The 20,610-nt window shown below is 62.3% G+C and carries 14 protein-coding genes; 7 read left to right on the top strand and 7 right to left on the bottom strand.

Annotated features, from left to right (window positions below; all coding sequences use genetic code 11):
• From J4P02_RS23260 to J4P02_RS23230, 7 genes are all read right to left on the bottom strand, one after another.
• Positions 1-1,174 (bottom strand): putative Ig domain-containing protein (locus J4P02_RS23260; RefSeq protein ID WP_426194645.1); only part of this gene is annotated, 1,174 nt, incomplete at its 3' end.
• 115 nt (positions 1,175-1,289) lie between these two features.
• Positions 1,290-1,826 (bottom strand): GNAT family N-acetyltransferase, encoded by a 537-nt coding sequence (locus J4P02_RS23255; protein ID WP_426194643.1) that lies wholly within the window; start codon positions 1,824-1,826, stop codon positions 1,290-1,292.
• Positions 1,826-2,365 (bottom strand): phage tail protein, encoded by a 540-nt coding sequence (locus tag J4P02_RS23250; protein ID WP_426194641.1) that lies wholly within the window; start codon positions 2,363-2,365, stop codon positions 1,826-1,828. Before J4P02_RS23250 ends, J4P02_RS23255 begins: the two co-directional genes overlap by 1 nt.
• Positions 2,366-2,395: 30 nt before the next feature.
• Positions 2,396-2,968: a phage tail protein gene (locus tag J4P02_RS23245; protein WP_426194639.1), complete on the bottom strand. Its 573-nt coding sequence runs from the start codon at positions 2,966-2,968 to the stop codon at positions 2,396-2,398.
• Between the two features lie 35 nt (positions 2,969-3,003).
• Positions 3,004-3,549 (bottom strand): phage tail protein, encoded by a 546-nt coding sequence (locus tag J4P02_RS23240; protein ID WP_426194637.1) that lies wholly within the window; start codon positions 3,547-3,549, stop codon positions 3,004-3,006.
• Positions 3,550-4,283: 734 nt separating this feature from the next.
• Positions 4,284-5,417 (bottom strand): branched-chain amino acid ABC transporter substrate-binding protein, encoded by a 1,134-nt coding sequence (locus J4P02_RS23235; protein WP_426194635.1) that lies wholly within the window; start codon positions 5,415-5,417, stop codon positions 4,284-4,286.
• A gap of 128 nt (positions 5,418-5,545) precedes the next feature.
• A complete protein-coding gene (locus J4P02_RS23230; protein ID WP_426194633.1) occupies positions 5,546-6,787 on the bottom strand; it encodes a methionine gamma-lyase in 1,242 nt (413 codons plus the stop codon).
• 124 nt (positions 6,788-6,911) lie between these two features.
• On the opposite strand from J4P02_RS23230, the gene J4P02_RS23225 reads away from it, so the two are divergent.
• The 7 genes from J4P02_RS23225 (at position 6,912) to J4P02_RS23195 (ending at position 20,465) form a co-directional block, all read left to right on the top strand.
• Entirely contained in the window at positions 6,912-7,391 is a 480-nt protein-coding gene (locus J4P02_RS23225) for an Lrp/AsnC family transcriptional regulator (protein ID WP_426194631.1), read from the top strand.
• 302 nt (positions 7,392-7,693) lie between these two features.
• Positions 7,694-9,103, top strand: a complete 1,410-nt coding sequence (locus tag J4P02_RS23220) for a TolC family outer membrane protein (protein ID WP_426194629.1) — start codon at positions 7,694-7,696, stop codon at positions 9,101-9,103.
• A gap of 59 nt (positions 9,104-9,162) precedes the next feature.
• Positions 9,163-11,313: a type I secretion system permease/ATPase gene (locus J4P02_RS23215; RefSeq protein WP_426194627.1), complete on the top strand. Its 2,151-nt coding sequence runs from the start codon at positions 9,163-9,165 to the stop codon at positions 11,311-11,313.
• Positions 11,314-11,358: 45 nt separating this feature from the next.
• Entirely contained in the window at positions 11,359-12,774 is a 1,416-nt protein-coding gene (locus J4P02_RS23210) for an HlyD family type I secretion periplasmic adaptor subunit (protein WP_426194625.1), read from the top strand.
• A gap of 94 nt (positions 12,775-12,868) precedes the next feature.
• Positions 12,869-13,051: a hypothetical protein gene (locus tag J4P02_RS23205; RefSeq protein WP_426194623.1), complete on the top strand. Its 183-nt coding sequence runs from the start codon at positions 12,869-12,871 to the stop codon at positions 13,049-13,051.
• A 132-nt stretch (positions 13,052-13,183) separates the two neighbouring features.
• Positions 13,184-13,843: a hypothetical protein gene (locus tag J4P02_RS23200; protein ID WP_426194621.1), complete on the top strand. Its 660-nt coding sequence runs from the start codon at positions 13,184-13,186 to the stop codon at positions 13,841-13,843.
• Positions 13,844-14,456: 613 nt separating this feature from the next.
• Positions 14,457-20,465, top strand: coding sequence for a S8 family serine peptidase (locus J4P02_RS23195; protein ID WP_426194619.1), 6,009 nt, complete (start codon positions 14,457-14,459; stop codon positions 20,463-20,465).
• Positions 20,466-20,610: the final 145 nt, after the last annotated feature.

Below are 20,610 nucleotides of genomic sequence, written 5' to 3'. Positions count from 1 at the left end.
CGGTGGCGCCGTTGTTGTCGGTGCTGGTGATGGTCAGGTTGCTGCTGCCGCTGGCGCTAGGCGTACCGCTGATAAGGCCGCTGCTGGTGTTCAGGCTCAGGCCTGTGGGCAGGCTGCCACTGGTGATGCTGTAGGTGTAGGGCGTGGCGCCGCCGGAGGTATTGAGAGTCACGCTGTAGGCCGTGCCCACGGTGCCATTGCTGAAGCTGGCCGGGGTAATGCTCAGGGTCGGTGCGCTGACGGTAATAGTTACGGTGGCCGGGCTGGAAGTGCCGCTGGCGTTGGTGGCGGTGTAGGCAAAGGTGTCGCTGCCGGAGTAACCGGCAGTTGGGGTGTAAGTGATGCTGGTGCCCGTGGCGGTGGCCGTGCCATGAGTGGCGGCGGTGGATACCGCAACGCTGCTGGCCGCGCCGCCGCTGAGGCTCAGGGTGATCGGATTGTTGCTGCTGTTGGCCGCCACCGTGGCGCTCACCGGGCCAACCGTCGGCGCCGGTACGGTGTAGGTGTAGGCATTGGTCAGGGTGGCCGTACCGCTCGGCGTGGTGACCACCACATTCACCGCGCCCGCGGCATGGGCCGGGGTGGTGGCGGTGATGGTGGTGGCATTGCTCACGCTAAAGCCGGTGGCCGCGGTGCCGCCAAAGCTGACCGCGGTGGCCCCGGTCAGGTTGGTCCCGGTCAGGGTGACGCCAGTGGCGCCGGCGGTGCTGCCGGAGTTGGGGGCAACCGAGGTCAGGGTCGGGGCCGCTCCGCCGGTGACCACCAGGGTATAGGTGGCAACCCCGCCCTGATTCAGGCCGTCATTGAGGGTGATGCTGAAGGTATAGGTGCCGGCGGTGGTCGGTGCGCCATGCAAGGTTGTGGACGAACTGTGAGGTGAAGGATCGAGGATCAGACCCGGCGGCAGGCAGGGAGTCACGCCATCGTAGTCCGGGTCGTTGGCATCGCACTCCACCCATTTGTCCAGCGGCATGGCGCCGCCGGTGGAGCTGATGGGGATGCTCATGGACTGGCCCACCGCCACGCTGGGCAGGGTAGTGCCCGTCGCCGGGCTGGTGATCACGGGAGCGGCGGCCATGGCCTGGTTGGCCAGGGTCGACATGACCAGCAGCATGAAGAGTGAAAGCAGCGGGCGTTTTACCCAGGTACCTAGCGCGGTAAGTGGTGTTCTCATGAGGGCTTCCTGCCTTGCGACCGGTGTGTAGGTCGGATCCAGCTTGATTGTTGATAAAGGTCCAGCGGTTACAGCACGGCTACAGCCGGCCCAATGGGCTGGTCTTGCTTGGCGCTCAAGGGTTGTCGAGGTTGTGTTTGGCAACAGGCCTGGCGGGCCGCTGCATCTGGGTATAAAGGCCGCTGTTGGCACCGGGCTGGAAGCCCAGTCGTTCATAGAGCCTGCGGGTCGGGCTGCCTTGTTCGACACTCAGGCTGCAGGACTGGCGCTCGGCATCCGCTTCGGCGAGCAGGGTGCGCAGCAACTGCGTACCGATGCCCTGGCCGTGCCAGGCGGGGAGCAGGGCAATATCGACGATGCGCACATCATGGGCCTGGCGATTCACGCACAGGCGGCCGATGGACGTGCCGGCCTGCTCGACGATCAGGAAACTCGCCGCCGGGTAGTGTTTTTCATAGTGCTGACGTTGCAGCTCGGCCTGGGCAAGCAGGAAGGCGCGGCGTTGAGCGTCGTTCCAGCCCGGGACCGCGCTGACCTCGGCCCAGCGGCGCGACAGGTACAGTTCCTGCAGAAAGGGCCGATCGTGGTCGTCCTGCTGGCGCAGTACGACCACCTGGCTCGTCGGCAGTTGGAGGTGGACGGAGTGAGTCATTAGGGTTTGATCGGGTACTCGCCATTGAGGCAGATGCAATAGCACAGAGTCAGGAAGGGTTGCATGGTGTTGCGCAGCGTTGGCGGCGGTGCGGCGTTGCCGGCCGGCGCGATGGTGCCCATGGCCAGCTTTGGGTCGCCCACCGACGGAACGGTACTGTTGTACAAGCGGATATTGCGTGGCTGCGCCAGATAGGCGGTGTTGTTGGGGGTGTCCACGGCCGCTGCCGTTTCGTTGCCATCCTTGGCCAATACCCGGTGGCTGTGGGAACAGATGTTACTGGCCGACAGCACTATCCGGTCGGCGCCCAACAGGTTTCCGACGTTGGTGCCGATGGTGCCGCCGGAACCCATGGCAACGCGTCCGCTGAGATTGGGCAGTCTGAAGTTCTGCCCTACTGTGCCGCCATAAAGCGTGCCAATCACCGAATAGAGCGCGGGATACTGCTGGATAGTGAGGGCCGATCCGTCGCAGTAGGCCCAGTTTTGCGGGGCAAAGTTGTAGGGGAACAGTCTGATTTCACCGGTAAAAGCGTCCATGATCGGTCATTCCAGATTGAGTGATTAACGTTACTGGTTGCGAGTCGGATACAGACCGACCAGACAAATGATGTAGCTGACCGTCAACGAGCCCATCAGGTTGTCGTGCGCGGTTGCGTTGGCATTATTGGTTTGTGCCGCATCGAGAAAGCCCGAATTCAGCGCCTGGGTGGCGGACGTGCCGGTTCCCGCGCTGTACAAGCCGGTAATGATGCCCGCCGGATCGAACTTGCCGAAGGTCATATTATTGGGATCAGTCGGTAGGGACGGATTCGCCGAGGTGGAATCAAGGGTGCTCACCATAAAGGCGTGAGTATGGCTTGGCGTGTTCTCCGGGGTCATGGTGACGGTGGCTTGGCCCATGGTGCTCGTCAGCGATCTTGGGGTCAGGCCCGGGCCGCTGCCCATGCCCACGGGAAGGCGGCCGCGGTAATCCGGCAGGCCGAATGTGGTGGCGCCATTACCTCCGTACAGGGTTCCCAGTAACGAATAGAGGACTTGATAGTTGCTGATCGACAGGAGTGCGCCGTTACAAAACGCCCAGCCTTCAGGCGCGTAGTTGCCGGCAAACATGCGAATTTCTCCGACGAATGCTTCAGACATGTCAGTTTCCTTGCTTGAGGGTCTGTAAACAGCGGTTATTGGCGCGGTGGGTAAATACCCGTCGTGGCAATGCAGAAACACCCGACGATGGAGGGCTGTATGTTCGTCATGGGCAAGCCCTGGGTCGGCGTGACGGTGGCGCTGTTGAGGGCGACCAGGTCGGATGTCGCCGGGACATAAGTCGGTTTTGCCTCTTGGGCATTGGTCTTCGAACTGATGGCGGGGATGCCGTTCAAGGGGCCTGAGGTGCCGGCTGCACTCGAGACATGGGTGGTATGGTTGTGCAGGGCCAGAGAAGTCGTGGGCAAGGACACTGTTTCAGTACCGCCGTGGGTGCCCAGCAAATGGGAGTCCATGATCACCGGGCTCGTTATGGCCAGGAGATTCTGTCCCAGGGCGACGCGGCCACGCAGGTCCGGCAAGCCGAAGGTGGTGGTGCCGTTGCCACCAAAGGTTTTGCCTAGCAAGGATGCCAGCGCCACGTTGCTGTTGAATGGCAGGATCTGTCCCTCGCAGGGAAGCCAGCCTTCAGGTGCCCAGCCCCAGGGAAACAGGCGAATCTCACCGACAAAGGGTTCCATGTTCTTTTCTCCTTGAAAGATGCCTGGCAGAAGTGCTTTCCGCGTCTATTAGGTGGGTGCTGCGAACGATATACAAATTCGAATTTAGTTAGCAAACAGTATTTTTATTGCTGGAAACAGTGGGACTATTTCCCGGTTTTTTCGCTTCGCCAGTCGCTGTAGTGTTTTGTTTTTTCGGTAACGTTAAGTTCATGTTTTTTGGTGAAATTTGGTGGCTTGGTGGTTTCGTGCTTTAACGTTTAAGTTAAATGGCACAAAGCCATTGTGAGGCTTGTGGTGCCTTCAGTACGGGGCCAGGATGCTGCAGAAAGGTTGGCTGTAAAGGTCGCGAGTGGCAACTTGGTGGATTCTTGAACGCTGCTTGAAGAACGGGGAGACGCCTTTCGTTATGGGGGTGTTCAGGCTTCTTGTAGAGGCTTCTAGTTGAACTCTTGGCGGGTTATGCGTGGGGTTGTAAGTGGTGAGTCAATATAAGCTTGCTAACGATTTTTCAGAAGAAAAGGTCTTGTCTGGCTCTAAGGAAGGCGTTTAGTAAGTCCGGTTGGGGGATGGAAAGGTGTTACCCGGACGAGTTCTTGTTGTTGCCTGAGCTTCAACTTATTCCCAACTAGCCTGCTTGGGGATTATTGCTCAAGGTGCGGTTCGCAAAGGCGTTGCGATCGGCGTTTTCAGGCATTGCACCTGAACGCGTCCGGGCGCCGCAGCCCAGGCAGTCGGCGGCGCCCGGTGCGGGGTCAGAGCCCGGCGCTTTCCACCGCTGCGGTCTTCGGCTTGCCGTAGTGCCATTCATAGACCACAAACTTGAAGTCCTTGAGGTCGCCTTTCTCGTCGAAGCTCAGGTCCCCGGTGGGGGTCTTGAAGGTGCCCTTGTGGATCGCCTCGGCGACTTTCTCCGGGTCTTCGCTCTTGGCCGCGGCGATGGCCCCGGCAATCACCTCAACTGCCGAGTAGGACGGCAGCACGAACGGCCCGCTGGGGTTTTCCTTCTTGGCTTCGAAGGCTTCCACCAGGGCCTTGTTGGCCGGGTCCTGGTCGAAGGACTTGGGCAGGGTCACCAGCATGCCTTCGGAAGCGTCCTTGGCGATCTGCGAGATCGAGTCGTTGCCCACGCCTTCGGGGCCCATGAAGCGGGCGGTCAGGCCCTTTTCCTTGGCCTGGCGCAGCAGCAGGCCCATTTCCGGGTGGTAGCCGCCGAAGTACACGAAGTCGACATTGGCCTGCTTGATCTTGGCCAGGATCGAGGAGTAGTCACGCTCGCCGACGTTGATGCCTTCGAACATCGCCACCTTGATGCCTTCCTTGCCAAGAATCTCCTTGACCGAACTGGCGATGCCTTCACCGTACTGCTGCTTGTCGTGCAGCACCGCCACGTTGCTTGGCTTGAGCTGGGCGATGTAGCGCGCCGCCGCCGGGCCCTGGGCGTTGTCCAGGCCGATGGTGCGAAACACCATCTTGTAGCCGCGGGCGGTCAGCTCGGGGCTGGTGGCGGCTGGGGTGATCATCACGATGCCTTCGTCTTCGTAAATGTCCGACGCCGGCTGGGTGGAGCTGGAGCACAGGTGCCCGACCACGTATTTGACGCCGTCGTTGACCACCTTGTTGGCCACCGCCACCGCCTGCTTGGGATCGCAGGCGTCGTCGTATTCCACGGCCACCAGCTGCTTGCCGTCCACGCCACCCTTGGCGTTGATCTGCTCGATGGCCATGCGCGCGCCGCTGAACTGCATGTCACCGTATTGCGCCACCGGGCCGGTCTTGGCCCCGGCAATGCCGATGCGGATGCTGTCGGCTGCCAGGGAATGGCAGGCCAGGCCAGCGAGGATCATGGCGCTGAGCAGTTGGGTGGCTTTGTTATTGATACGACTCATGGTTGTTCCACTCCTGTGGGTTGCGATTCAAGGGGTATTGCCCATGCACTGGCCGCCGCAACCCTTGACGGGATGCGGCGGCCAGTGGCGGTTGTAAACGTTGGGCGCCGAAGCGGCGCTGACCTAGCTCAAGACAAGGCGGCTTCCAGGGGCGGGCTGCTGATGGCCGGGGCGGCGCAAGCGTCGAGGGCCTGGGCCAGGTCGGCCAGCAGGTCGGCGCAGTCTTCCAGGCCGATCGACAAGCGCACCAGGCCCTCGGCAATGCCGTGGGCGGCGCGTTCTTCCGGGGTATAGCCAGAGTGGGTCATGCTCGCCGGGTGCTGGGCCAGGGACTCGGTGTCCCCCAGGCTCACGGCGCGGCTGAACAGGCCCAGGGCATTCATGAAGCGGGTGCCGGTGGCCAGCCCGCCCTTGAGTTCAAAGGCGATCATGCCGCCGGGCTGTTTCATCTGCCGCGTGGCCAACTCGTATTGGACGAAGGACGGCAGGCCGGGGTAGGCCACCCACTGCACCAGCGGGTGCCGTTCAAGGTACTGGGCAACGGCCAGGGCATTGCTGCAATGGCGATCCATGCGCAGCGCCAGGGTCTTGATCCCGCGCAGCAGGAGGAAGGCGTCCTGGGGCGAGAGCACGGCCCCGGTCAGGTCCTTCAGGCCTTGCAAGCGCAGGCGCTGGGCCAGGTCCTGGCGGGTGACCACCACCCCGGCGGTGATATCGCCGTGGCCGCTGAGGTACTTGGTGGCCGAATGCACCACCAGGTCGGCGCCTAGGTCCAGGGGCCGCTGCAGGTAGGGGGTGCAGTAGGTGTTGTCCACCGCCAGCAGGGCGTTCGGGTAGCCGCGCACAATCGCCGCCGCGCCGGCAATGTCCACCAGTTGCATGCTGGGGTTGGCCGGGGTTTCGCAGTAGACCATGCGGGTGGTCGGGCCGATGGCGGCGCGCAGCTGGTCGAGGTCGGCGAGGTCGATATGCCGCACCCTGACCCCGAATTCCGCCAGGCCATGGTGCAGCAGGGCGAAGGTGCAGCCATACAGGGTACGGGCCACGATGATTTCGTCGCCGGGACGCAGGAAGGTCCAGAAGGTCGCGGCAACGGCGCCCATGCCGGAGGCGAAGGCCACCCCGGCCTCGCCGTTTTCCAGATCGGCCATGCGCGCTTCCAGCAGGCTCAGGCTCGGGTTGCCGATGCGCGTATAGACGTAGCCCGGCTCCTCGCCGGCAAAGCAGCGGGCGCCATATTCAGCAGTGGGGAAGGTGAAGGTGGAACTCAGGTAGATCGGTGGCACCAACGCGCCCTGATGTTCTTCGGGGTGGTAGCCGTGATGGATGGCGCGGGTGGAAAAACCAAGCTCGGTGTTTTTCTTGTGCATGCTGGAGGCTCCGGGATTTAACCTAATGCTATGCTCAAGCTCGGCATAATAATTTCCAATATCGACCCTTAAAATCAGAGTTATTGGAATAAACATCCATAAAAACAAAACTACGAGGCAAGAAATGCCTATTGATCTGGACCGTATCGACAAGGCCCTGCTCAGCGCCCTGCAACACAATGCGCGCCTGACCACCGCCGAACTGGCCGACAGCGTGGCCCTCACCACGTCGCCCTGCTGGCGTCGGGTCAAGTTGCTGGAAGAAAGCGGGGCGATCACCGGCTACCAGGCGATTCTCTCGCCCAAGGCCCTGGGCTATGGCGTCACCGCCTTTGTCAGCGTGATGATGGAATCCCACTCCCGGGAAACCGCCCGGGCCTTCGAGCAACGGCTGCTGGAAATTCCCGAGATCATCGCCTGCCACAACATCTCCGGGCGCTACGACTTCCTTCTGGAAGTGCTGGCCCGGGACCTGGAATCCTTCGGCGAATTCGCCCGCGAAGTGCTGCAGACCCTGCCGGCGGTGAAGGAAATCTATTCGAGCTTTTCCTTCAAATCGGTGAAGCCGGCGCGGCTGATCCCGGTGCTGCATAACGGCAGTTGAGAGCCGACGGCGCTGCTGCGGTTGCTGCGCGGCGAGCCCAGCCCTGAGGGAAGGTTTTACGCTGGCCGTCACGGGGTTCGCTGGCGCGCCCTTTGAGTGACGCGCTTTTCTACGGGCCAATCATCTGCCCAATGCCCGCGATGCAACCGCGGGCCGGTTTCGGAAACGCCTTAATGCAAACGATTCCCGGTCCTGTGCAGACTGCCTCGCGCTTGCACTGAGGCGGTAACGCGTTATCGCCATCGCATCACCACGGACAGCGGCCGCAACGGCTGCTCGTGCCTTGATGGACATGGACTGTTATGACGCTCTTGATCCGTACCCGCCGCTTCGTCAATGCCGCATGCCTGAGCGCGCTGCTGGTGCCTGGCGCATGGGCCGAATCGGCGAACCTGCTGGAGGTCTATCGACTGGCGGTGACCGAAGACCGGCAGCTTGCCGCCGCCCGCCACGACTACCTGGCGCGGCGTGAAGCGGTGCCGCAAGCCTACGCCGGGTTGCTGCCGCAACTGAGCAGCGGGGTGTCCTGGGAGGACACGCAACTGCGCCGCGATGAACCCGGGCTGGTGCGCAGGCGCAGTGCCGCGGTATTCCAGGCCAACTTGAAGCAACCGCTGTTTCGAGTGGATCGCTGGTTCCAGTTGCAGGCCGCCAAGGCCGACACGCAACAAGCCGAGCTGGAACTGTCGGCCAAGGAACAGGCGTTGATCCTGCAGGTGGCGCAAGCCTATTTCGAAACCCTCAGGGCGCGAGATCTTTTGGCCGCGGCCCAGGCCGAGGAAACGGCGCTGCGGCTGCAGCAGCAACAAGCCGAGGGGCGCTTGCGCAGCGGTGCCTCGAATATCACCGATGTGCTGGACGCCCAGGCCGCGTTCGATAACGCCCGGGCCAATCGCCAGTTGGCGCAGCGCAAGGTCGAAGAGGCGTTCGAGGGCCTGTATCGCTTGACCCATCGCGAGTATTCGTCGATCGACGGCATTGCTCACCACCTGCCGGTCCATCCGCCGCAGCCCCGGGATACCGAGGCCTGGATCAAGCAGGCACTGCAGCACAATCTGTCGCTGCAGGCCCGGCAGCTTGCCGTGCGCGCCGCCGAGCAGGCACGCCATCAGCGCCAGGCGCAATACACGCCGAGCCTGGATGCCGTCGCCTCATATCGCCGGGGCGACAACGATCACTTCGGCTACAGCAACCCCACCGACTTCGGTCGTGACGGTTATCGCGGCAACGTTGCCCAAGGCAGCCTGGGGCTGGAACTGAATATTCCCCTGTACTCCGGTGGCATGACCCGCTCCCAGGTTCGAGAGGCCAGCGAGCGCCTGGCGCAAAGCACAGACCTGCACGAACTGCAGCGGCGCGAGGTGCTGCTCGACACCCGCAACCTGCATCGGGCCGTGAACTCCGCAGTGGAACAGGTCGGCGCTCGCCGCCAGAGCATCCGCTCCAGCCAGGCGGCGCTGCAGGCCAGCCAGGTGGGCCGAGAACTGGGCTCGCGCAACACCGTGGATGTGCTCAATGCCCAGCGCCAGCTCTACAGCGTGGTGCGCGAATACAACCATGCGCGATACGACTACATCATCGACAGCCTGAAGCTGAAGCAGGCCGCCGGCACCTTGAGCCCGGCCGACCTGCTCAGCCTGTCCAGCTACCTGCAGGCCGGCTATGACCCGCAGCGCGACTTCCTGCCGCCCGACCTGCCCGCCGGCTCCTGAACCCGCGGGCAGGGCCGCGGGCCCTATCCATGATTCGAACGCGAAGGTACGCAAGCACCATGAGCAATCAAGCAACGAGCGCCGAGAGCCTCGAGCAGCCCTCGACACTGGACACCGGTCTGATCTGCCTGGCGATGTTGGCCCGTTTCTACAACATCGCCGTTTCTGTCGAGCAGCTCGCCCATGAATTCGCCACGGCCGATCAGCTGTTTGGCGAGCGTGAAATAGTGCTTGCGGCGCGCAAGCTCAAGCTCAAGGCGCGGTCGGTACGCAGCCGTTCGGCGCGCCTTGAGCACACGCCCTTGCCGGCGATTGCCATGGGCGGCGACGGTGGTTTCTTTATCATCGCCAAGATCGACCAGGGCCAGGTGCTGATCCAGGACCCGCGTGCGGCGCGCCCTGAAGTGCTGGACCTGGCCAGTCTTGAGCAACGCTGGACCGGGCAACTGCTGTTGCTGCGCTGTGAGTCGGGGCTGCCGGGGCAGGCCTCGCGCTTCGACTTCACCTGGTTCATTCCGGCCATCGTCAAGTACCGCAAGCTGCTGGGCGAAGTGTTGCTGGTGTCTTTTGCCCTGCAGCTGTTCGCCCTGGTCACGCCGCTGTTCTTCCAGGTGGTGATGGACAAGGTCCTGGTGCATCGCGGCCTCACCACCCTGGATGTGATCGCCAGCGGCTTGCTGGCCATCCTGGTGTTCGAGTCGCTGTTGAGTGCCTTGCGCAGCTATGTGTTCTCCCATACCGCCAGCCGTATCGATGTGGAACTCAGCTCGCGCCTGTTCCAGCACCTGATCAGCCTGCCCCTGGCGTACTTCCAGGCACGGCGGGTGGGGGATTCGGTGGCGCGGGTGCGCGAGCTGGAGAACATCCGCAGTTTCCTTACCGGCAATGCCATCACCCTGGTGCTGGACGTGTTGTTCTCGCTGGTGTTCATCCTGGTGATGTTCATCTACAGCGGCTGGCTGACCCTGGTGGTGGTGCTGTCGTTGCCCTTGTATGTGCTGGTCTCGGTGCTGGTGACGCCTGTATTGCGGGCCCGGCTGCAGGAGAGTTTCAACCGCGGCGCAGAGAACCAGGCATTCCTGGTGGAGACCATCAACGGTGTGGACACGTTGAAGTCCATGGCGGTGGAACCGCAAGTGGTACGCAAGTGGGATAACCAGGTGGCGGCCTATGTCGCCGCCAGTTTCAAGACCCAGGTGCTCTCCACCATCGCCAATGAAAGCGTGGCCCTGATCGGCAAGCTGGTGACCGTCGCCACCCTCTGGCTGGGGGCGCGACTGGTGATCGATGGGCAACTGTCGGTGGGCGAGCTGATTGCCTTCAACATGCTGGCCGGTCGGGTCAGCGGGCCGATCATGCGCCTGGCCCAGTTGTGGACCAGCTTCCAGCAGACCGGGGTCTCGGTGCAGCGCCTGGGGGACATTCTCAATGCCCGTACCGAGCTGTCCCAGACCGACCGCGGCGCGCTGCCGCCGCTGCTGGGCCGGATCGAATTCGACCAGGTGGATTTCCGTTACCGCGCCGACGGCTCGCTAGTGTTGCGTGGTATCGACCTGGATATCGCCGCCGGCGAAGTGATTGGCATCGTTGGCCGTTCCGGCTCCGGAAAAAGCACCTTGACCCGTTTGCTCCAGCGCCTCTACGTGCCCGAGCGCGGCCGGGTACTGGTGGACGGCATGGACCTGGCGCTGGCGGACGTGTCCTCGTTGCGCCGGCAGATCGGCGTGGTGCTGCAGGACAACATGCTGTTCAACCGCAGCATCCGCGAAAACATCGCCCTCACCGACCCGGGGGCGCCCCTGGAACTGGTGATGCAGGCCGCGACCCTGGCCGGCGCCCATGAATTCATCCTGGAACTGCCCGAGGGCTACGACACCCTGGTGGGTGAACACGGCGCCTCGCTGTCCGGTGGCCAGCGCCAGCGGGTGGCCATAGCCCGGGCGCTGATGGGCAACCCGCGCATCCTGATTTTCGACGAAGCCACCAGCGCCCTGGACTACGAGTCCGAACGGCTGATCCAGCAGAACATGCAGGGCATCTGCCAGGGCCGCACGGTGATCATCATTGCCCACCGGCTTTCCGCGGTGCGTGACGCCACGCGGATTCTGGTGGTGGAGCGTGGGCAGATCGTCGAGCAGGGCAGTCACGCCCAGCTGCTGGCCCTGGCGGATGGGCACTACGCCCGGCTGTACTGGATGCAGCAAGGCTGAGGCGCCAGGCATGAAGGCAATTCTGACCACGGGAGCCACGTACACATGAGCAGCAGCCTGTCTTTACTGCAGCGCTATCGCCAGGCCTGGCGCTCGGCCTGGCGGCAACGCCGGAGCATGGATGCCCCGAAGCGCCTGCCCGATGAAGCGCAGTTTCTGCCGGCGGCCCTGGCCCTGCAGGAAACCCCGGTGCACCCGGCGCCGCGGATCTTTCTCTGGAGCATTCTGGGCTTTGCCGCACTGACCCTGGCCTGGGCGTGCCTGGGGCAGATGGACGTAGTCGCCGTGGCGCCCGGCAAGATAGTCCCCAACGGCAAGAGCAAGCTGGTGCAGTCCAGCGATACCGCGGTGGTCCGGCGCATTCATGTCAGCGACGGGCAGCGGGTCGCGGCCGGGGAGTTGCTGCTGGAGCTGGACCCGACCGCTGCGGACGCCAAGGTCAGGCGTTTGCAGGGTGAGCTGCGGGCGGCGCGGGTCGACGACGCGCGCAGTTCGGCGATGCTCGAAGCCACAGTGCGGCAGCAAGCGCCGGCAGCGCTGCTGGGGCGGATCGCCGAAGCCGGCCCGGAACAGGTGCTCGATGCCCAGCGCTGGCTGGCGGGGCAGTACCAGGAATACCGCAGCCACCTGGAGCAGGCGGATGCCGAACTGCTCCAGCGCGGCGCCGAGATCCAGGCCGCCCGGGCCCAGGTGGCGAGCCTGCAGCAGAGCCTGCCAATCGCCACGCAACTGGCCGAGGACTATCAACGGCTGTTGCAGCAGCAGTATGTAAGCCGTCACCAGTACCTGGAAAAGGAACAGCTGCGGCTCGACCTGCAACGCCAGTTGCATGTCCAGCAGGCCAGTGTCCGGCAGTCTGCCGCGGCCCATGACGAAGCCCGCAAGCGCCGCGAAGGCATCGTTGCGCAAACCCGGCGCAGCATGCTCGACCTGCAACAGCAGGCCCGGCAGAGAATCGCCGCGCTCGAGCAGGAACTGGCCAAGGCCCGCTACCAGGAAACCCTCACCAGCCTCAAGGCCCCGGTGGCGGGCACGGTGCAGCAACTGGCGATCCACACCGTGGGTGGCGTGGTCACTGCCGCCCAGCCACTGATGGTGATAGTGCCCAGCGACCAGCCAGTGGAAGTGGAGGCCATGCTGGAAAACCGCGACGTGGGTTTTGTCCGGGCGGGCCAGGCGGTCACGGTCAAGGTCGAGACCTTCACCTTTACCCGCTACGGCACCGTCGACGGTGAAGTGCTGAGCGTTTCCAACGACGCCATCGAAGATGAAAAGCGCGGGCTGATCTACACCAGCCGGATCCGCCTGAATACCGATCATCTGCAAGTCAATGGCCAACGAGTGTCGCTATCGCCCGGCATGTCGGTGACGGCAGAGATTAAAACCGACCAGCGCCGGGTGATCGATTATTTCCTCAGCCCATTGCAACAGTATGTGGGGGAGAGTTTTAGGGAGAGGTAGTAGCTCTTGTAGGAAGAGCTAAAGGAATGAGTGTTGTTTTCGGAATATTTGCATTTTTTGTTATTGGTGTTTGGTGTAAGTCTCAGGAGGTTGAATGGAAGTGTTATGGGCTTTTCTGGACTTGGCATTTTATTGGATTGGTTATGCGGCTTTAAAGCTTCTGACGGGAGGTAGGTTTGAAGATGCAGCGGCGAGCAAACTATGGGTTGGATTTGTAGGTCTGATAGTGGTTGCTTTGCTTTTTGTGATGTTCTTGTTGGTGTGGAGAACTATGTAGTGATTTTGGAAGTTTGGTGGCTGATTTGTTTGGCTCTACTAGAAGGCTTGAGGGTATTGAAGTGTTCAAGGATGTCGAAACTTATGCGAAATTCTCTTGTTTGACATTAAGCGTTGATTTTAGGGTGGCTTGATGGTTGTGAAGTTCTATGAGTTGTCGGCTTGCTGTCTTATGGGCTTCGTGTTTACGAGGTATGGCTGGTTTGATGCCGGTTTAGTGTTTGGTGTTGAAGGACTTGAATGGGTTTCAGGAGGTGGAATGTTTTATTCGGGTATTGTTTTGTTGGTGTCGCTTCTTGTTTCTTTTAGTGCGTTAGCACGTTGTGAGTTGTCGCGTAAAGATGGGCATGTTTACGTATACGAAATCTCTGATGCCGAATGCAAGTCTATTAACTACTCAAGAGGGTACTCAGGTGGGCGCACGGTCAGAATGATAGTTAGATATCCCGATGCTCAGGTGGTTGTTGAAAGCAAAAGGCGCGACGAGGTTGTTTTTCGCCTGATGGATACAGTTAATGAGAATTTCAATTTTTGGAGGGTCTTTGAGGGACGGTACCCAATTCGCTATGAACAAGATATGAAGGTTTATGACTTGGGTAGCGGGGATGAGACATATATGTTCTCGGGAGAAGATGGAGAGGGAGTCCTTGTGGAAAAAAAGATGTATACGTGGCAGGCAGATAGGTTGTTTGAGGGAGTCTCCATTAGCTATCAGTATTCGGAGGATTACTTGGATTTTAAGCTGATGGACGATTTTGCTTTGTTTTTTTTGAGAAAGATTAAAGCTAAATAAGGAGTCGAAAATGAGCGCAATAAAATTGACGGTTAATGAGGTGGCCGAGGTTGAGCGCATTAGAAGTAGTAAGAGCTATCCTGAAATGTATGAGTTTCTAAGGGGGATTGTAGTTAGGGAGCAAGCTCGTCTAAAAGGCTCTGCTGCTGAGGAAGATTTGGCGATTGCTGCAAACTGGTTAGCGGTTGCTAGTAAGATCAATGCGAACGATGGTTCGTTTTCTAGCGAAATGGTCCGTGGGTCGATGCAGTTCGCTGCATCAGCCCAAGGGCAAAAATTGACAGACGTTGATTTTCAAAGAGCATCCGATAAATTGGCGGATGATGTGGCTAAACACGTCATTAGTGGCCAAGTAATACCGCATATTGACCAGATAATTGCTAAGGATGTGAACTCGGCTGTAGATAGCTTTGAACTTGAGCAGTGGAACTGGGCAGGCACAATTGCCGACCAGTTGCCAACGCGCCTTGGGGGACTCGGGCGGGATTTTGTACAAGTTTCTGGGGAGGGGCTTGAGTATGCTAGGAATCTTGGTATTGCAATCCTGCAGAATATATCCGGCCTGGATCGCTTTATCGTTAACAAAATAGGAATAGATGTAGAGCGATCAAAAATGATCGCCGAGGAAATGGGGCGTTACGCTGGCGATAACCGCTATCGCGTTTTTCAGTGGCGAGGAGCGGGATCTTCAACAGATGCCACCAATCAACCAATTCAGATCCATATCAACTCCTCACCACAGCCTCAGCAGCAGATCCATGGCGAAAGCAAGGCCCAGCAGGATGTGGCCAACGGTTATATTCAGCACTCGGCCACGCACAATATCTTTGCCCTGGGCGGCATTCTCAGCAAAACCGATTTCGCCTCCACCCAGATGGCCAGCCTGGCCGCCGGTGGTGTTCGTCCGGGGGCCATGCAATTGGACCCCAACGCCCGGCCCAACGACTATCTGTCGCAGTTCTACCAGGCTCCCGACAGCAACAAGCCGGACTTCAGCCTGCGTAACGCAGTGACCCTCAACGGCCTGTCGGCCATGACCACCTTCAACACCTTTGTCGACCCCTTGCTGCTCGACCTCAGCGGCCAGGGTGTGGGCATGACCGACCTGCGGGACGGGGTGCTGTTCGACACCGACAACAGCGGCACCCTCAAGCGCACCGGCTGGGCCGACCGCCGCACCGGGATGCTGGTGGTCGATGATGGCAGCGGCCAGATCAAGGACGTCAGCCAGATGTTCTCCGAGTACTACGGCGGTCGCCAAGGGGGTGACGGCGCGGCCGGCGAAGTACGTTTCAAGGACAGTTTCGCCGCCCTGGCCAGCGAGGATGCCGACGGCAACGGGGTGATCGACTCGCGCGATTCGATCTGGAGCCAGTTGCGGGTCTGGGTCGACGCCGACCACGATGGCCGCAGCGCGCCAGGGGAACTGAAAACCCTGGCCGAACTGGGCATCACTCAGATCAACCTGGGCACTCGCAGCGCCGACGGTGAAATGCGCAATGGCAACCGGGTGCTGGCCCGGGGCTCCTTCATCATCAATGGCCTGAGCCGTGAGGCCCTGGCGGTGGACTTCCTCGGCGACCCGGTGAGCAGCAGCCTGCTGGCCCGTGGCGATGGCGTCCAGGTGACCTCGACCTTCGACGGCATCAGCACCACGGCCTATGCCAGCCAGAGCAGCGTCGGAGAAACTCTCGACGCCGCCAAGCTGGGGGTTGGCAACCTGTATGGCGGCAGCGGCGACGACACCTTGATCGCCGCGCCCGGCGGCAGCTGGCTGGTGGGCGGGGGTGGCAGCAACAGCTATCACGGCTCGGCCGGCGATGATGTGTTCGTGATCAGCGCCTCGGACGACCCGCGCAATATCCATGGCAATGGCGGGCGCGATACGGCGATCATCGTTGGCGACCGGGGCATGGTGCTGAACATGGCCCAGGCCGGGCTGACCATTGCCCAGGGCGGCGCCGGCAATGACCTGATCGTCAGCGGCGGCGCGTCCAGCGCCTTCATCAAGGGGGGCGCGGGTGATTCGACGCTGATTGGCGGCGCCGGCAACGATGTGCTGGTGGGCGGCAGTGGGCGCAACACCATCATCGGCGGCAGCGCCAAGGCGGTGATCTATGCCGGGCCGCAAGGCGATACCATCCACGCCTCCGAAGGCGGCAGCCTGATCTATGCCGGTGGCGGCGCCGATCGGATCTACGGCGGCGACGGCGATGATGTGATCGAAGTCGGGCAGGGCAATGCGCAGATCGATGGCGGTGGCGGTATCAACCTGGTGACCTTGCACGGCACCCACGGCGAGTATCGGATCAGCCGCACCGACCACGGTTACCAGATAGCCGACAAGGTGGCCGGGCGCGATGGCACGGTTACTTTGAAGAACATCCACAAGCTGAATTTCTCCGACATCTCGGCGGTCGACCTGCAGACCCCCAATGCCATGCCCGTGGCCGATACCCTGACCCACAACCAGCAGGGCCGGCCGTTCGATCGCCATCAGCCGCAACTGATCGGCGCCGCGGCCCTGCTGGCCAACGACCAGGTGCTGAACAGCCAGGGCGCGCTGCGTATCAGCCAGGTGGGCGATGCCATTGGCGGCGCGGTCAGCCTCACCGCCGAGGGCGATGTGCTGTTCACCCCCGACCGGCATTACACCGGCCTGCTGAGTTTCAAGTACGGCGTGGTGGACGCCGCGGGCAACACCTCGGCCCTGGTGGTGGACCTCAACAGTGGTGAAACCGCGCCAATGCGCGCCAGCGTGACCTTGCTCACCCCCGAGGTGCCCCTCGATCCGCTGGCCGCGCAACAGTGGTACCTGAGTGACAGCCATATCCTTCCGGTATGGCGCGACTACACCGGCAAGGGCGTGCGCATCGGCCAGTTCGAGCCGGGCGGTGCGTTCGCCACTGCGCCGGAAATCTTCGATATCGCCCACCCCGACCTGGCGCCGAACGTCGACCCAGTCTGGCTGCAGACCCAGCAGCACAACGCCAGCCTGCCCGGCCCGGTGTCCAACCACGCGACCATGGTGGCGGGGGTGATGGTGGCGGCAAAGAATGGCCAGGGGGCGGTGGGCGTGGCCTACGACGCGACATTGGGCGGGCATTACCTGGCCAACGACGGCGCCGACCTGAGTGGCCTGGGGCATATGGTCAGCTACGACATCGCCAACCACAGCTGGGGTTTCAAGCACGACTTCGCCATCGGCAACCTGCAACGCGGGCAGATCGACACCGCCAGCGCCCTGTTGCTCAACGCCCAGTATGCGGCGCACAACGGGCGTGGCGGGCTGGGCACGGTGCTGGTCACCGCCGGTGGCAACAGCCGCGCCAGCGGGGGCGACGCCCAGGGATCGCTGACCAACAACAACCGCTACTCGATCCAGGTGGGCGCGATCAACGCCCAGGGCGACCTGTCCACCTTGCAGATCGGCTCGGCGCCTTTCTCCAACCCGGGGGCGAGCCTGCTGGTATCGGCCCCCGGCAGCAACGTGGTGTCCACCAGCCATATGCTCAAGACCGAACGGGGCTCGGTGTTCGGCAACGACTACAGCGCCATGCAGGGTACCAGCTTCGCTGCGCCGATCGTCTCCGGGGTGGTGGCGCTGATGCTCGAGGCCAACCCCAACCTGGGCTATCGCGATGTCCAGCAGATCCTCGCGCTGTCGGCCCGCGAGGTCCGCGACCCCGCCACCCAGTGGCGCGACAACGGCGCCCGGTTGTGGAACGGTGGCGGCCTGCTGGCCAGCGACGACTACGGCTTCGGCCAGGTGGATGCGCGGGCCGCGGTGCGCCTGGCCGAAACCTGGATGACCCAGAGCACCGGGGCCAACGAGCAAGTGTTGAGCGCCTCCAGCGGCACCCTCGGCCGGCACCTGACGGCGGGAATGCAGATCGAATCCTCCATCGCCATGAGCGCCGGGTTGAACGTCGAGCATGTCGAGGTCGATTTCGATGCCCAGGTCGGGCGCCTGGGGGACCTGACCCTCAAGCTGATTTCCCCCGACGGCACTGAAAGCATCCTGCTCGACCGTCCGGGCAAGGTTCCCCAGGGCGCGCCCGGCGCCAGCACCGACGACAGAGGCAACAGCCGCTCGGGGAGTTTCCAGTACAGCTTCATGAGCACCCACAGTCTGGGAGAAGGTTCGGCGGGCAACTGGACCTTGCAGGTCAGTGATGCGGCGTCCGGCTTGCCGGTCACCCTGAACAACTGGTCGTTGCGTTTGTATGGCAGCCAGAGCCGCGCCGACGACACTTATTTCTACACCGATCAGTACCTCAAGCTGGCCGGGCAAGGCGCTCGCGCCGTGCTCGACGATGGGCACAACGGAGTGGCGGGCGGGCGCAACACGCTCAACGCCGCCGCGGTGTCCCGGGACACCTCGGTCAACCTGCTGACGGGGGTGGCCAGCATTGGCGGCGCGGCGTTGCAGATACGCAACCCGGGGTCGATCCACAATATCGTCACCGGCGATGGCGACGACACCCTGATCGCCGGCCCGGGCAATGCACTGCTGGACGGCGGACGTGGCAACAACCTGCTGGTGGGCGGGGCTGGCAAGGATATCTTCGTGGTGCGTCGCCGCGATGGCGGCAGCGACAGCATCAGCCACTTCGAGGCGCAGCGCGGCGAACTGATCAATCTGGTGGGCTTTGTCGGCAAGGGCTTCAAGGATCTGCTCCTGACCCAGCAAGGTGCGGATGTGCGGGTCGAGCTGGGCCAGGGGCAGCACATTCTGCTGAAGAACCAGGATCGCAACAGCCTGGGGCCGCAGCACTTTCGCTTCCAGGACAGCTATGTCGCCCCGGCCACCTATGTCGACAGCAGCGCCACCGCAGACCAGCAGCTGGACGGCCCGGGCACCGTGATCCTTGCGGGCGGCGGCAACCGCGTCAGCATGAGCAGCAATGCCCAGGGGCAGATGGTGTTTGCCCTGGGCGGCAAGGTCTACAGTCGCGACAGCGCGGCGTCGGATGTGTTTGTGCTGGCCGCGCAGCCGGGGGCGGTGAACTACGGCAATGCCTTGCGCGGATTCCGCCATGGGGTCGACAAGATCGACCTGCGCCAGATCGGCGTCAGCGACTTCAGCCAGTTGCTCATCACCAAGCAGCAGCGCGGGGTGATCAATGGCATCGCCCAGATCCATGGGGTGAACCTGGCAATAGGTACCGCGGCGGGCATCAAGCAACCGATCAACCTGCTGTACCTCGATGCGCTGGATATTCCGCAGATCGGCGCGGGGGATTTTATCTTCGCCGAGCAAGGCGCCGTCGGCGATGCGGTGTTTGCCGCGGTGACCGCGCCTCAGGTCGAGGTGCCGCCCCAGGTAACGCCGCAGCTTCCGCCTTCCAGCCTGCTGCCGACGATAAAACCGGTCGAGCCGATCGTGGTGCCGGAAATAACCATCCCGGTGATCGAGCGCAAGACCATCGAGCAGATCCTCGCCGAGCGTGAGCAGATGCATGGGCCATCCCCGGTTCGTCCGCCCATCAGCGTGCCTGATATAGGCGGGGGCAATCCGGGCATGGGCGGGCGCGGTGAGGTGCTGCCGCCGCCGCGCGAGCCTATACAGGTACCGCCGATTGTGTTGCCCGATGCTTGGCCGGCGGATCTGGATCAGCCGCAAAAGCCGGTTATCGACCAGGGCTCGGCGGCTAACGACGCGGGGATGGAAAGCCTGACCATCGAGGATTTCGGCAGCACCGTGACCCTGGATGATCAGAGCCGCAAGATCCAGGTGCAGGCGTTCGGGATCAAATTGATTGCCGGCAATGGCGACAACCAGGTGACGGTCAATAGTTCCATGACCGACCTGGTGCTGGGCGACGGCAACAACCGGATCACTGGCAAGCCCCGAACCATCAAGGCGGGTGACGGCAACAACCAGATCAGCGGTGAGGTCGATGCCATTACCGCGGGCGATGGCCATAACCGGATCGCCGGCAAGGTCGACAGCATCACCCTGGGCCATGGCGATAACCAGATTGTCGGCAAGGGTTTCGCCTGGAGCGTTACCGCGGGCGACGGCAACAACCGCATCACCAGCGAGGCACGGGATATCACCGTGGGCCATGGCGATAACCTGATCACTGGCACAGGTTTCGCCAGCACCGTCACTGCGGGCAATGGCAACAACCAGATCACCAGCGAGGCGCGAAACATCACCGTGGGCCATGGCAACAACCGGATTACCCATACCGGGCGCTCCGGGCCGGATATCACCCTGGGCGACGGCCACAATATCGTCTCGGTGAATGGCTCAATGGCCAGGGTGCAAGTGGGGCGCGGAGCCAACGACATCGAGTTCGGCGGGAGCATGGAATCCTTGCGCTTCACCCCCGAGGTGAGCCATGAGCACCTGTGGTTCCAGCAGCAGGGCGCGCACCTGGGCATTGCCGTGATCGGCACTTCGCAACAGGTGACCCTGCGTAACTGGTACTCCGGCGAGTCGCGCTCGATGATGGAAATCCAGGCCGGCAGTGGCCAGCGCCTGGGTGGCAACGATGTCGATAACCTGGTTCAGGCCATGGCCGCATTCGCACCGCCGGCACCAGGCTCCACGGTATTCGACCCGGTTGTGCAACAAGCCTTGCAACCGGTACTGGCGGTCAACTGGCGCTGACCGCAGCCGCCGCTGTGGAACGGGCTCGCAACGCTGTTGCGGGCCCGTTTTGCTGTTTGCCGGGGCCCCTTTCGAACCAGACCCGAGCACCGGCTCGAGGCGTTTCTGCACTTCGGTGATTGACGCATCCACGGCGCGGCCCTAT

Source organism: Pseudomonas sp. NFXW11 (genome assembly GCF_049887815.1).
Classification (GTDB): domain Bacteria; phylum Pseudomonadota; class Gammaproteobacteria; order Pseudomonadales; family Pseudomonadaceae; genus Aquipseudomonas.
This window is presented reverse-complemented; position numbering and strand designations above follow the sequence as displayed.

Excerpts from the sequence above, each read along its gene's own strand:
- J4P02_RS23255 (WP_426194643.1), bottom strand. The coding sequence starts at position 1,826 with ATGACTCACTCCGTCCACCTCCAACTGCCGACGAGCCAGGTGGTCGTA.
- J4P02_RS23250 (WP_426194641.1), bottom strand. The coding sequence starts at position 2,365 with ATGGACGCTTTTACCGGTGAAATCAGACTGTTCCCCTACAACTTTGCC.
- J4P02_RS23245 (WP_426194639.1), bottom strand. The coding sequence starts at position 2,968 with ATGTCTGAAGCATTCGTCGGAGAAATTCGCATGTTTGCCGGCAACTAC.
- J4P02_RS23240 (WP_426194637.1), bottom strand. The coding sequence starts at position 3,549 with ATGGAACCCTTTGTCGGTGAGATTCGCCTGTTTCCCTGGGGCTGGGCA.
- J4P02_RS23235 (WP_426194635.1), bottom strand. The coding sequence starts at position 5,417 with ATGAGTCGTATCAATAACAAAGCCACCCAACTGCTCAGCGCCATGATC.
- J4P02_RS23230 (WP_426194633.1), bottom strand. The coding sequence starts at position 6,787 with ATGCACAAGAAAAACACCGAGCTTGGTTTTTCCACCCGCGCCATCCAT.
- J4P02_RS23225 (WP_426194631.1), top strand. The coding sequence starts at position 6,912 with ATGCCTATTGATCTGGACCGTATCGACAAGGCCCTGCTCAGCGCCCTG.
- J4P02_RS23220 (WP_426194629.1), top strand. The coding sequence starts at position 7,694 with ATGACGCTCTTGATCCGTACCCGCCGCTTCGTCAATGCCGCATGCCTG.
- J4P02_RS23215 (WP_426194627.1), top strand. The coding sequence starts at position 9,163 with ATGAGCAATCAAGCAACGAGCGCCGAGAGCCTCGAGCAGCCCTCGACA.
- J4P02_RS23210 (WP_426194625.1), top strand. The coding sequence starts at position 11,359 with ATGAGCAGCAGCCTGTCTTTACTGCAGCGCTATCGCCAGGCCTGGCGC.
- J4P02_RS23205 (WP_426194623.1), top strand. The coding sequence starts at position 12,869 with ATGGAAGTGTTATGGGCTTTTCTGGACTTGGCATTTTATTGGATTGGT.
- J4P02_RS23200 (WP_426194621.1), top strand. The coding sequence starts at position 13,184 with ATGGTTGTGAAGTTCTATGAGTTGTCGGCTTGCTGTCTTATGGGCTTC.
- J4P02_RS23195 (WP_426194619.1), top strand. The coding sequence starts at position 14,457 with ATGATCGCCGAGGAAATGGGGCGTTACGCTGGCGATAACCGCTATCGC.